13 protein-coding genes and 1 pseudogene are annotated in these 12908 nt (G+C 61.5%); 10 read left to right on the top strand and 4 right to left on the bottom strand.

Features of this window, described 5'->3' with window-relative positions:
• Positions 1-2 precede the first annotated feature (2 nt).
• A complete protein-coding gene (locus HX868_RS18430) occupies positions 3-1412 on the bottom strand; it encodes a circularly permuted type 2 ATP-grasp protein (RefSeq protein ID WP_028616117.1) in 1410 nt (469 codons plus the stop codon).
• Positions 1413-1764: 352 nt separating this feature from the next.
• Here HX868_RS18430 and HX868_RS18425 point away from each other — a divergent pair, with 352 nt between their 5' ends.
• The 3 genes from HX868_RS18425 to HX868_RS31040 all read left to right on the top strand — a co-directional run bounded on the left by HX868_RS18425 (position 1765) and on the right by HX868_RS31040 (position 2688).
• Positions 1765-2310, top strand: coding sequence for a hypothetical protein (locus HX868_RS18425; RefSeq protein WP_177003886.1), 546 nt, complete (start codon positions 1765-1767; stop codon positions 2308-2310).
• Positions 2311-2380: 70 nt separating this feature from the next.
• Positions 2381-2542 (top strand): hypothetical protein, encoded by a 162-nt coding sequence (locus HX868_RS18420; protein ID WP_010210501.1) that lies wholly within the window; start codon positions 2381-2383, stop codon positions 2540-2542.
• Between the two features lie 11 nt (positions 2543-2553).
• On the top strand, positions 2554-2688 hold the full coding sequence (locus HX868_RS31040; RefSeq protein ID WP_256578575.1) for a hypothetical protein: 135 nt from the start codon (positions 2554-2556) through the stop codon (positions 2686-2688).
• Here the strand turns inward: HX868_RS31040 and HX868_RS18415 are convergent.
• Positions 2679-4031, bottom strand: a complete 1353-nt coding sequence (locus HX868_RS18415; protein WP_177003885.1) for a cation:proton antiporter — start codon at positions 4029-4031, stop codon at positions 2679-2681. The genes HX868_RS31040 and HX868_RS18415 overlap by 10 nt on opposite strands.
• 57 nt (positions 4032-4088) lie before the next feature.
• Positions 4089-5015, bottom strand: a complete 927-nt coding sequence (locus HX868_RS18410; RefSeq protein WP_177003884.1) for a LysR family transcriptional regulator — start codon at positions 5013-5015, stop codon at positions 4089-4091.
• 113 nt (positions 5016-5128) lie between these two features.
• Between HX868_RS18410 and HX868_RS18405 the strand changes: the two genes are divergently transcribed.
• From HX868_RS18405 to HX868_RS30820, 7 genes are all read left to right on the top strand, one after another.
• Entirely contained in the window at positions 5129-6112 is a 984-nt protein-coding gene (locus HX868_RS18405; protein WP_177003883.1) for an aldo/keto reductase, read from the top strand.
• Between the two features lie 59 nt (positions 6113-6171).
• Complete coding sequence (locus HX868_RS18400; protein ID WP_177003882.1) at positions 6172-6921, top strand: CDP-diacylglycerol diphosphatase; 750 nt, start codon at positions 6172-6174, stop codon at positions 6919-6921.
• Positions 6922-7079: 158 nt separating this feature from the next.
• Complete coding sequence (locus tag HX868_RS31035; protein WP_177003881.1) at positions 7080-9074, top strand: aminotransferase class I/II-fold pyridoxal phosphate-dependent enzyme; 1995 nt, start codon at positions 7080-7082, stop codon at positions 9072-9074.
• 25 nt (positions 9075-9099) lie between these two features.
• Complete coding sequence (locus HX868_RS18390; protein WP_177003880.1) at positions 9100-9954, top strand: transporter substrate-binding domain-containing protein; 855 nt, start codon at positions 9100-9102, stop codon at positions 9952-9954.
• Positions 9954-10658: an ABC transporter permease gene (locus HX868_RS18385; protein WP_095016212.1), complete on the top strand. Its 705-nt coding sequence runs from the start codon at positions 9954-9956 to the stop codon at positions 10656-10658. The genes HX868_RS18390 and HX868_RS18385 overlap by 1 nt, the downstream gene beginning before the upstream one ends.
• A gap of 7 nt (positions 10659-10665) precedes the next feature.
• Entirely contained in the window at positions 10666-11364 is a 699-nt protein-coding gene (locus HX868_RS18380) for an ABC transporter permease (RefSeq protein WP_028616125.1), read from the top strand.
• The gene (locus HX868_RS30820) at positions 11361-12359 is read left to right on the top strand and encodes a DMT family transporter (protein ID WP_246355548.1); all 999 of its coding nucleotides are present in this window, start codon (positions 11361-11363) and stop codon (positions 12357-12359) included. The genes HX868_RS18380 and HX868_RS30820 overlap by 4 nt, the downstream gene beginning before the upstream one ends.
• Here HX868_RS30820 and HX868_RS18375 read toward each other — a convergent pair.
• Positions 12315-12854: pseudogene (locus HX868_RS18375) on the bottom strand (TetR/AcrR family transcriptional regulator); the annotation flags it as partial. The gene HX868_RS30820 and the pseudogene HX868_RS18375 sit on opposite strands and share 45 nt — an antisense overlap.
• Between the last annotated feature and the right edge of the window lie 54 nt (positions 12855-12908).

Below are 12908 nucleotides of genomic sequence, written 5' to 3'. Positions count from 1 at the left end.
ACTCAGCCCTCCACCACCCAGGTGTCCTTGGTTCCGCCGCCTTGCGACGAGTTGACGATCAACGAGCCTTCCTTCAGCGCCACGCGGGTGAGGCCACCGGGCACCAGGCGGGTTTCCTTGCCTGAGAGCACAAAGGGCCGCAGGTCGATATGCCGTGGGGCGATGCCGTTTTCGACAAAGGTCGGGCAGGTGGACAGGCTCAGGGTCGGCTGGGCGATGTAGGCGTGGGGCCTGGCCTTGATGCGTTGGCGGAAATCCTCGATCTCGGCGGCGCTGGAGGCCGGACCGACCAGCATGCCGTAGCCGCCGGAGCCCTGGGTTTCCTTGACCACCAGTTCCGGCAGGTTGGCCAGCACGTGGGACAGTTCATCCGGCTTGCGGCACTGGAAAGTCGGTACGTTCTGTAACACCGGTTCTTCATCCAGGTAGAAACGGATCATTTCCGGCACATAGGGGTAGATCGACTTGTCGTCGGCCACGCCGGTACCGATGGCATTGGCCAGCACCACATTGCCGGCGCAATAGGCGGCGACCAGGCCGGGAACGCCGAGCATCGACTCCGGGTTGAAGGCCTTGGGGTCGAGGAAAGCGTCGTCGATACGCCGGTAGATCACATCTACCGGCTTGGGGCCGTCGGTGGTGCGCATGAACACCTTGAGGTCCTGCACGAACAGGTCCGCGCCTTCCACCAACTCAACGCCCATTTCACGGGCCAGGAACGCATGCTCGAAAAACGCGCTGTTGAAGCGGCCCGGCGTCAGTACCACCACGTTGGGGTTGTCCAGGCGGCTTGAACTTTTCAGGGTCTTGAGTAGCAGGTTGGGGTAGTGGTCCACCGGCGCGATGCGCTGCTTGGCGAACACCTCGGGGAACAGGCGCATCATCATCTTGCGGTCTTCGAGCATGTAGCTCACGCCGCTGGGGGTGCGCAGGTTGTCTTCCAGCACGTAGTAGGTGCCGTCACCGTCGCGCACCAAGTCCACGCCGGAAATGTGCGAATAGATGTCGCGGTGCAGGTCCAGGCCGACCATGGCTTTCTGGTAACCCTCGTTGCCCAGCACCTGATCTGCCGGAATGATCCCGGCCTTGATGATGCGCTGGTCGTGGTAGATGTCGGCGAGGAACATGTTCAGCGCATTGACGCGCTGAATACAGCCGCGTTCGATCACGCTCCACTCACTGGCGGGGATGCTGCGGGGGATGATGTCGAAGGGGATCAGGCGCTCGGTGTCTTGCTCGTCGCCATACAGGGTGAAGGTGATTCCGGCGCGGTGGAACAGCAAATCGGCTTCACGGCGACGCTGGGCCAGCAGTTCCGGCGGCGTATTCGCCAGCCAGCGGGAAAAATCCTGGTAATGCGCACGGCATACGCCGTTTGCGTCATTCATTTCATCAAAGAAAGATCGAGCCATTCCAGTACCTTGTCAGTGCCGAGAGGAACAGGGGTGGCACTGCCGTTTCAAAAAACGCATTTTTTATGAGCCCGTGGCGGTGGGTGCCAATGGGCCTGGTCCTTACTTTCTTATGGGGTCGGCTCTGGGTCGGGGGGTAACCAATGCTCCTGTATCCGGGCAGATGAATGGATAAAGCAATGCTTGTGCCGGAATACCGCAAACCCTCCATTTGTTGGGCAGGGGCCCATTCAAACAGGCCAGTGCTCCCATTCATGGGGCTACCCGTGCTCCAATTTGGTGCATGAACAAACTTGAACTTCAACCGCCCCTGATTCTTCTAACGGCACACGAACCCGCATGGAGCACCGCCGTGCCCAGAATCATCTCACCGCACACCCCGGAATCGAGCCTGACCGATCACAGCGAGCACAACGCCAAGATCTTCGGCTCGCCCAAGGACCGCCTCGACTTTTACCGGCGCGAAATCCAGTACGAAACCACCATCCTCGCCAACCGCACTGACGCCTACCTCACCGCGCAGTCGTTCCTGGTGATCGCCTTTGTGTCGGGCATGGGCAACCTCAACCCCGAGTGGGGCAAGTTGTTCACGGTGGTGGTGCCGATCTTCCTCGCGGCGCTGGGCATCCTCAGCTCCCTCAACGCCTGGCCAGGGATCCGCGCGGCGTATGACATCATCGATCACTGGCACTTCAAGCAAAGCGAGCTGTTGCGCAGCGAGCCGGTGATGGGCATGGCGTACGACGAATCGCCGCTGTTTTCCGAGATGGAGTCGTCGCACAAGGGCTACCGCAAGTCGCTGCTGTTCTCCATGCGCGCGCCGTGGCTGTTCATGGTGTTCTGGGTATTGCTCGCCACTTATTCGTTCTACATCCAGGTCGACAATCCAGGGTCGTAAGCCGATGGAACTTCATCACCCCGGGCATGACCTTAACTCTACCCAGGCGACATTTTCCGAGAGGTAAGCCATGAGCACAGACAAACAACCCGCCACCGGTGCCGATGCGCCCAAAGACCCGGTGCCAGCAAAAGATCCCAAGGCCAAGGAAAACGACTACAGTCCAGACTTCAAGCCCAAGCCTGAGCCCAAGCCTGAAACCGATGCCGATATCGACACCCAAGGCGGTTAGAGGAGACGGTCATGTCCAAAGAACTCGACGATGAACTCAACGATCCCGGTAATGAAGACCCTGGTTCATTGATGGACGATGCAGAAGTGCCGCTCAACGATCTGGATGAAGCGGCGGATGTGGGTAACACCGAGCGTCAAGACTGAGTATTCACCCGAGCACGTCGTTCATACCACATCAGCATAGGCTGGGTACTCAGGCCATGAACGACGATGCTCAGGGCGATCACCGACAAGGTCAGGTTCACCGCCACGGCGCTGCTGGTGCCAATCAGTCCGTGATTGAGCGCGTAAAACAGGTAGTAAATGCTGCCTATCCCGCGAATGCCGAACCATCCCATTAGGCTGCGCTGCTGACGATCAATCAGGCGACCCCACGGCATCGCCAGCACACTGATCGGCCGAATCACGCAAAACAACAGCGCCGCCATCGGCAATGCGCGCCAATCCCAGTGGCTTATCAGCACGATCCCCAGTACCGTCACCAGGAACACCTCCATCGAGCGCTCCACCAGGCTGCCGAATGACAGCATGTCGCCCATCATGACGCCAGCGGCGATCTGGGTGTCCTTCAGTTCGCTCACATCCCCTTGCAACGCGCGGTCCGGCTCGACTTCCAAATGGCCCACCACCGGCAACGCCAGATGCTCCGAAGGCGTTTTTGAGTGTCCGGTGGAGCGGAATTCCGCCTGGCGCAAACCAAGTCCGGCCGCAAACACGGACAGAAAGCCATAACCGCCCACTGCCTCCGCGACCACATAGGCCAGCGCAATCAGAGCGAGGGTCAGGTAGTCATTGGGCGAGAGCGTGCTGTCACTGTTGGTGATGCGCAGCCACAACGTCGCGCGGCCGATGCCCCGGCCCATCCAGTAGCCGATCAACAACCCGGCGGGCACCGCCCACAACAAGTTCTTCAACACCCAACCGCCCAGCCAATCGCCGTCAAACCCGCCGTGTTGCATGAACATCAGGGCAAAAATCACAAAGGGAAAGGCGGTGCCATCGTTCAAGCCCGCTTCGCCGGACAATCCGAAGCGCAGCGGGTCGTAATCCTGAGCGTTATTGACCTGCACCAGGCCTGCCAGCACCGGATCCGTTGGCGCCAGTATCGCGCCCACCAGCAGCGACACGCCCCACGACAGCGTAAACAGGTAATGCAGCGCGAGGCTGATCCCCAGGATGGTCAGCAGCATCACCGGCCCGGCCATGCCAAACGCGATGCGCCAGGTACGGTGCTTGAGCGGCAGGCGCAGTTTCAAGCCGCTGACAAACAGCGAAAACAGCACTGCGACTTCCGTGAGGTGCTCCATCCAGCGTGCGGAGTGCTGGATGTCCAGGTGCAGCAGGTCTACGCCAAGGGGGCCAATTCCCACGCCCAGCAGCAGGCACACCGCCGAGGTCGTGACCGGCATCCAGCGCAGATAGGAAGAGGTGAGGGCGAGCGTGAGCAACACGGCGCCCAGTACGGCCATCCACAAAATAAAAGTCATCGAACGTGTACCGGGCCGTGGTCTGTTCAGCTTGGAGGACTGCGGCGCGTCACCGGTTCAATGTGATTGGATCAATTGCGAACCGATGGTCTTCAGGCGAATCATATCCATCAACTGCCGTAACCCCGGCTGTGACTGGCGCCGGCTGGGGTAATACATGCACAACGGCTCGCCCATGCAGGCCCAGTCGGGCATGACTTCCAGCAAGCGCCCCTCCTTGAGTTCCAGCTCCACGCGGTTGGACAGGCAGTAGGCAATCCCCACCCCTTGCAGCGCGGCATTGACGATTGTTTCAGTGTCGGCCGCGCTGAAGTGGCCGGGCACGTCGATGCGTTGTTGCCGTGCGCCGTTGCCCAATTCCCATTTATAGGTGGTCTTGTCCCCCAGGTACATGCGGATGCAACTGTGTTGCAGCAGGTCTTTGGGCTCCTGCGGCGTTGCGCTTCGAGCAAGATAGGCGGGGGAGGCGACCATGATCCAGCGCAGCTCGCCGGTCAGCGGCACGGCGACCATGTCTTGGGGCACGGTGGCGCCGTAGCGGATACCCGCGTCGTAACCTTCAGCGATGATATCGATCATCTGGTCCTGCACGATCAGGTCTAGGCGCAGTTGCGGGTAGGCGGCGCAAAAATCCCCAAGAATCGGCGCCAACAGCAAGACCGCCGCGTCCCGTGGCACATTCAGGCGCAGCCGGCCGATCGGTGCCTCGCGGTACAGCTCCAGGGTGTCGAGGCCGTCCTTGATGGTGGCAAACCCCTGGATGAGTTTTTCCGCCAGTAGCGTGCCGGCATCGGTGGGTTCCACCGCGCGGCTGGTGCGGTAGAGCAGCTTCACGCCCAAGCGGGTTTCCAGGTTGCGCATGGTGTGGCTCAACGCCGAGGTGGTCACGCCCAGTTCATGGGCGGCGTGGCGGAAGCTGCGGCGGCGGATGATCGCCATGAACACGTTGAGATCAGCCAATTCGGAACGGTTGAAAGCAGCCATTTCAAGTCTCTTGAGCAGGAATTCGGCTGCATGCGGCGTTGAGCCCGATTCAACCGTGGATGACTTAGAGTAATTGTTTTTCTAAGCATTATTGCGCGCTACGGGATTTTTTTATGCACGTTGAGACCATCAGAATTGTCGGCATCGACCAAGCGGTCTCGCGGATTGCCCTCGGCACCTGGTCCATGGGCGGGCACCTGTGGGGTGGGGCGGACAATGAACAAGCCATCCGCACCCTGCGCCATGCCCTGGCAATCGGTATCAACCTGATCGACACCGCGCCGGTGTACGGCTTTGGCCTGTCCGAAGAGCTGATCGGCAAAGCCCTGCGTGGCGTGCGCCACAGCGCGGTGATCGCGACCAAGGCCGGGCTGCAATGGGACACCGGCACCCCCCGGCGCAACGCCACGGCCCAGCGCATCCGCAAAGAAGTCGAGGACTCCCTGGTACGCCTGCAAACCGACTATATCGACCTGTACCAGATCCACTGGCCCGACCCGCTGGTGGCCCAGGAAGAAACCGCCGATGAACTGGAACGCCTGCGCCGGGAAGGCAAGATCCTCGCGGTCGGCGTGAGTAACTATTCTTCCGCGCAGATGGACGATTTCAGCCAGCACACCGCGCTGGCTACGGTGCAGCCGCCCTATAACCTGTTCGAACGGGCCATCGACAGCGACATCCTGCCCTATGCCAAACAGCATTCGCTGGTGGTGTTGGCCTACGGTCCGCTGTGCCGAGGGTTGCTCAGCGGCAGCATGCATTCCGCCACGCGCTTTGCCGGCGATGATGTGCGCACGCTTGACCCCAAGTTCAAGGCGCCGCGTTTTGAACACTACCTGGCCGCCGTGGCCGCACTGGATATGTATGCCCGCGAGTGCCACGGCAAATCGGTGCTGGCCCTGGCCCTGCGCTGGGTGCTTGATCAAGGCCCGACCATCGCCCTGTGGGGTGCCCGGCGGGCGGAGCAGTTGAAGGGCTACGAAGAAGCCTTCGGTTGGCACCTGACGCCCGAAGACCTGACGCATATCGACCGTATCCTGGCCAACACGATAAAAGATCCGATCGGCCCGGAATTTATGGCCCCGCCCAAGCGTTAACCCTGCGACAGGGATGTCGCCAGCAACACACACAACATCCCTGTACGTCGAGGTTTTGCATGAAACGCGGTTCCGTATTCACGATCACTGGTGGTTTGCTCTGTGGGTTAGTGCTCGTGGGGGCCTGGAAGTGGCGGGGCAACCCGGATGCCTTGTGGCAAACCGTCAGCCAGCAATGCGTGCCCAACCAGCAACAGCAGCTCAAGCCCGACCCTTGCCTGACGGTGGACCTGGACCGGGGGTACGTCCTGTACAAAGACCGCAACGGCCCGCTGCATGACCTGCTGATGCCGGCGGACAAGGTCACCGGTATTGAAGACCCGGCTCTCGGCCGCGAACTGCTGCCGCATTACTTCACCCAGGCCTGGCAACATCGCCGGGTGTTGTCTGACGGCTTGAAAAAACCGATTGACGATCAGTTCGTGTCGGTGGCGATCAACTCTCGCTATGGCCGCTCCCAGAACCAGTTGCACGTGCATATCGCCTGCCTGCGCCCGGACGTCTACATCGCCCTCAATCAGCAAGTGCTGGATGAGCAATGGCGGACGCTGCCGGTGCAACTGATGGGACACACCTACAGCGCCCGGCTGCTGTCGGCAACCGAGGCCGGGCTGCGTGATCCGCTGGCAGTGTTGCGTGATTACGTAGACGCCCAGGGCGACTCGATGAGCCAGTACAGCCTGCTGATGGCAGCGCGTGCCGATGGCAATTTTGTGCTGCTGAGCACCCATGTCACGTTGAGCGAGCTGAACCTCGGCTCAGCCGGCGAACTGCAAGACTATCGCTGCGGCCTGATGAGCCAACTGTAAACCGACAAAAATCACCACAACGACCTCTTTGGAGCATAAACGACACGGCCGTGGATTTACCCATTGAACGACTGTTCAGTTTGAACTATGTTGACCGCATCCACCCGTTTGTCACGTAACGGGTTCGCGCTGTTTCTTCTTGAACGAGAGGCTCTGGCATGCGGTTTTCCCCCTTCGTCGAACGAATTGCAGGGCAGGGCGTAGCCGCCTGGGACATCCACCACGCCGCGTTCCAGGCGGCCAGCCAGGGCGAAGACATCATCATCCTCAGCGTTGGCGATCCGGACTTTGCCACGCCATCCTTCATTACCGACACGGCCATAAGTGCCTTGCGCGAAGGTGACACCCACTACACCGAAATTCCCGGTCGCCCGGCATTGCGCGATGCCATTGCGGCACGCTACAGCCAGACCCTGGGCCGTCCACTGAATGTCGAAAACGTGATCAGCGTGGCCGGTGCACAGAACGCCTTGTTCGTGACCTCCCTGTGCCTGCTGCAGGCCGGCGATGAAGTGCTGGTGCTCGACCCGATGTACGTCACCTACGAGGCCACGCTCAAGGCCAGCGGCGCGACACTGGTCCGTGTGCCCTGTTCGCCTGAGTCCGGCTTTCGCCTGGATGCCCAGTTGCTCGGCGCAGCCATCACACCGCGTACGCGGGCGATATTCTTCTCGAACCCGAACAACCCCACCGGCGTGGTGCTCAACCCCCACGAGCTACAAGTCATTGCCGACCTGGCGATCGCCCACGACCTGTGGGTGGTGGTGGATGAGGTCTATGAAAGCCTGGTGTTCGACGGTGAGTACCACAGCCTCGCGGCGTTGCCGGGCATGGCCGAGCGTTGCGTGGTGATTGGCAGCCTTTCCAAGTCCCATGCCATGACCGGCTGGCGCATCGGCTGGATCATCGCCACGCCGCAGATGGTCGCCCACGCCGAGACCCTGGTGCTCAGCATGCTCTACGGGCTGCCGGGCTTCGTAATGGAAGCCGCGACTGCCGCTGTGCTGGCCCATGACGAGGTGACACAGGGCATGCGCGAGATCTATCGGCGCCGACGCGACCTGGTGGTAGCGGGGCTCAGTGCATGCCCTGGCATCACGGTGCAGACGCCGCAAGCCGGGATGTTTGTGCTGGTGGATGTGCGCGGCACCGGCTTGGGCTCCCTCGACTTTGCCTGGCGCCTGTTTCGGGAAGCTGGGGTTTCGGTACTCGACGCCGCCGCCTTTGGCGAGCCGGCCCAGGGCTTCGTGCGCTTGTCGTTCACCCTGGGTGAAGAGCGCCTGAGCGAAGCCTGCCAACGCATCGTGCAATTTGTCGCCAAGCTGGCCGGTGAACCGCGAAGTGCGGCGACGCCCAGGATCGAAGTGGTGCAGCCAGCCCCAGCCAAAAAGATGATCGAGGTCATCGACCTGCACAAGCGCTTCGGCAATATCGAAGTGCTCAAAGGCATTTCCCTCACGGCCCACGAAGGCGACGTGATCTCGCTGATCGGCGCCAGCGGCTCGGGCAAAAGCACTTTGCTGCGCTGCATCAATATGCTCGAAGTGCCGGACCAGGGCAGCATCCATGTGGACGGCGAAAGCATCAAGCTCAACTACGGCCGGCCCGGCGCGCCCCTGGTCGCAGATGCCAAACAACTGGTACGCATCCGCTCGACCCTGGGCATGGTGTTCCAGAACTTCAACCTGTGGCCGCACCGCACAGTTCTGGAAAACCTTATCGAAGCCCCCACCCAGGTCCTGCGCGAAAGCCGCGCCGAGGCCATCGAACGCGCCGAAGCCTTGCTCGACCGCGTCGGCCTGGCCGCCAAGCGCAACGAATACCCGGCGTTCCTCTCCGGCGGCCAACAGCAGCGGGTGGCGATCGCCCGTGCGTTGGCCATGCGTCCCAAAGTCATGCTGTTCGACGAACCCACCTCGGCCCTCGACCCGGAACTGGTGGGCGAAGTGCTGCGCGTTATCCGCTCCCTGGCGGAAGAGGGCCGCACCATGATCCTGGTCACCCATGAAATGGCGTTCGCCCGGGACGTGTCGTCGAAAGTGGCGTTTCTGCACCAAGGCATGATCGAAGAAACCGGCTCGCCGGATGCGGTGTTTATCGACCCACGCAGTGAACGTTGTCGACAGTTCGTCAACGCGCATCAAACTCGCTAACTCCATAAAAAGACGGGGCAAAATCATGAAATCCAAGCGTATGGCAACGTGGTTGAGCAGTGCTGTGTTGATGTTGGCTGCAGGTTTCACCCAGGCGGCGGAAAAGCCCATCGTGTTTGCGGTCGCCGCGGAACCCTATCCGCCCTTCACCGTTAAAGGCGGCAACGGCCAATGGTCCGGCTTTGAAGTGGACCTGATCCACAAGCTCTGCGAAGGCATGAAAGCCGAGTGCCAGATCAAGGAAGTGGCGTGGGACGGCATTATTCCCTCGTTGCTGGCGAAGAAGATCGACGTGATTTTTTCATCGATGTCAGTGACCGATGAGCGTGAAAAACAGATCGCTTTCAGCCGCGCCTACTATGATTCCCTGTTAGGCGTCGCCGGGCCTAAAGGCAGCGAAGTCGAGATCTCCCCGGCGGGCCTCAAGGGCAAGTTGATCGGCGTGCAGATCTCCACGGTCAGTGCCAACTACCTGAAGAAGTACTACGAAAACATCGCGGACCTGAAGTACTACGACACCCAGGAATCGGCCAACGCCGACCTGATTGCCGGGCGTATCGACTACATGATGGCCGACGACACCGCCATCGCCATGATGGTCAAGACCCCGGAAGCCAGCGGCCTGGCGCATATTGCCAGCGTGCCTTACGACCCGATCATCGGCCGTGGCGTCGGCGCCGGCTTGCGCAAGGAAGACACTGCGCTCAAGGCCCGGCTGGATAAAGCCATCGGCGAATTGCTGGTGAGCAAGGACTACGACGACCTGTCGCAGCACTATTTCGGCCTGTCGGTCAGCCCGTGCAAGCGCGGCGACACCCCGGCGTTTGTCAGCAAGACCTGTGACACCCCCTATCAACAAGTCGCCCAGAAGACCGAATAATGCTCGACCTCTTAAGCTTCGGCGAACAAGGGTGGGGCAATGCGTTGCTCAAAGGGTTATGGATGACCCTGCAAATATCCGCCGGCTCGTTTGCGGTGGGTTTGCTGATCGGCCTGGTGGTGGCCTGCGCCAAGCTCAGTGCGCCACGCCCGATTGCGCTGCTGATGCGCGGCTACACCACGGTGTTTCGTGCGGTGCCGGAACTGCTGCTGATCCTGCTGCTGTATTACGCCGGTTCCATGGGCCTCAATGCGCTGATGCTGTGGCTGGGCTTTGAGCAGATGAACATCAGCGGCCCGCTGGTGGCGATCCTGGTGTTGGGCCTGGTGCAGGGCGCGTACGCTTCGGAGATTTTCCGCGCGGCAATCCTGGCAATTCCCCACGGCCAGATCGAAGCGGCTCGGGCGTTTGGCTTGAGCGGGTTTGGCCTGTTCCGCCGCGTGACCTTGCCGATCATGGCGCCATTCGCCCTGGCCGGTATGTCCAACCTGTGGATCAACCTGATCAAGGACAGCGCCTTGATCAGCGTGGTCGGCACCAACGAGTTGCTGTACACCGCCAAGCAGGCGGCGGGCTCGACCCGTCAGTATTTGCTGTTCTACCTCACGGCCGCCGCCTTGTATTACCTGGTGACGCTGGCTTCCAACTACCTGTCCGGGCGCCTGGAGCGACGTATCCGTCGCTGGATGCCGGTTGTCGAGTGAGCGAGCCATGCCTGAATGGATAAGTTACTACGCCGGCCTGATCGCCAAAGGCTTGCAGACCACCTTGTCGCTGCTGGTGATCTCGGCGGTGTTGGGTTTCGCGCTGGCGGTGCTGGTGGCGCTGGCGCGCTTGTCGCGGCGCAAATGGCTGGCCCGTGGCGCGCTGGCCTACACCAGCGTGTTGCGCGGCACGCCGCTGCTGATCCAGATCTACATTTTCTACTACGGGCTGGGCAGCCTGTTTGCGCAGTTTCCGATGATTCGCGGCAGCTTTCTGTGGCCGTACTTGCGTGACGGTTACTGGTACATCGTGTTTGCCCTGGTGTTGTCGGTGGGTGCCTACGTCGGCGAAGTGATTCGCGGTGGCCTGCTGGCGGTGCCCAAGGGCGAAATGGAAGCCGCCTCGGCATTCGGCATGACGCCACGCCAGGCGCTGCTGCGCGTGCGTTTGCCTCGGGCGATGCGCTTGCTGTTGCCAACGCTGGCGGGGGAGACGGTGATGTTGCTCAAGTCCACCGCGCTGGCCTCGACCATTGCCGTGGTCGACCTGTTGGGCGCGGCCAACGTGGTCCGCGCGCAGACCTTGCAGATCTACCAGCCGTTGCTGCTGGTGGCGGCGGTCTACCTGTGCCTGACCTTCCTCATCGAAGGGGTCTACGCCATCGCCGAACGGCGCGGTACGCCGCTGCGCAGGTCGGCCGGATGAAACAGGACCGCTCGTTGCAAGGGATTGCCCTGTGTTCGCTGGCCTATTTGTTCCTGGCGTTGCAGGACGCGGTGGTCAAGTGGCTGGTGGCCGATTACTCGGTGTTCACCATTCTGTTCTGGCGCAGCCTGGTGGTAGTGGTCGCGTGCTTGATCGCTGGGCGCATAGGCCTGGTGCGCAGTGCCTGGACGTCGGTGAGCCGGCGCTTGCTGATCATTCGCGGGCTGTTGTCGTTGCTCGCGTGGTTGCTGTATTACACAGCGGCCAAGGACCTGAGCCTGGCGGAAATGACCACGCTGTACTTTTCTGCGCCGATCATGGTCACGCTGCTGGCTGCGCTGATCCTCAAGGAGCGCGCCAGCCGGGGCCAATGGATCGCGTTGATCATCGGCTTTGTCGGGGTGGTCATCGCCTGCCGTCCCACGCATATGCTCGACCCGTGGCCCATCGCCCTGACGTTGGGCGCGGCGTTGTGCTGGGCGTTTACCTATATCCAGTTGCGCCAGGTCGACCCGAGCAGCTCGGTGCTGGAGCAAATGCTGATCACCAACGTGGTGTTTGTGCTGTGCATGGGCGTGACCTTGCCTTGGACTCACACACCGGCGCCCGCGCCGGCCTGGCTGGGCATGTTGGCGGCCGGCTTGGTTGGCGGCATCGGGCAATTCCTGCTGTTTGCCAGCTTTCGCCGCGCCACGGCAACCTTACTCGCGCCATTCGAATACACCGGGCTGATCTGGGCGTTCCTCCTGTCGAGCCTGGTGTGGGGCACATTGATGGATGGCTCGCTGATCATCGGCGCGGTGCTGATCGCCATCAGCGGCACCTTGGCCATGCTCAGCGCACGGCATCCGGTGTCACAGGACGTGGTCGGCGCCGAATGCACCCTGACGCAACCCCTGTACCCAGCAGCGGCAGATGTGCAGGCCGTTGGCGGGGCTGAAGGTGCCGGGGTTGAGGCACCCCTCGAGCCAGAGTCCGTCGAGCATCGCCGATAAGCCGATGGCGGCCAGGTGGCTGTCGTGGATCACCAGGTTTTCACTGCGGGCCAGATCGTCCAGCAGTTGTTGGATTAATGCCAGGTAGGCGTGGTAGCTGTTTTCGTGGGACTGGTTCACATGGGGCGAGTGACGGATCAGGCTCCAGAACACCACCCACACGCCCAGCAGGTCGGGGTCCATGACCCGGGGCGAGAATGAGGCGCTGAGGAATGCATCCAGGCGCGCAGCAGGGCCTTCGGCCTGTTCCACGTGCGCCCAGAGGGCACTGGTCAGTTCGTTGGCCAGCTTGTGGTAGGTCTCGGCAATCAGCGCGTCGATGCTGCCGAAATGGTGGTTGAGCAACCCCACCGACACCCCGGCCTCGGAAGCGATACGGCGCACGGAAATCCCCGCGTGCCCATCGCGCGCCAGGCAGGTGAGGGTGGCAGCAATCAGCAGGTCCCGGCGTTCGTCGGGATCGGCACGGCGCAGTTTGGGCAGCTCGGGGGTCATGGGCAGGCCTTGGATGGAACAGCACAGCGCTCAGGTTAGTTGAACATGTGTTCA

It is taken from the genome of Pseudomonas reactans (assembly GCF_013385825.1).
GTDB lineage: Bacteria > Pseudomonadota > Gammaproteobacteria > Pseudomonadales > Pseudomonadaceae > Aquipseudomonas > Aquipseudomonas reactans.
Note: the sequence above shows the minus strand (reverse complement) of the source record. Positions and strands in the feature narration are given on the sequence as shown.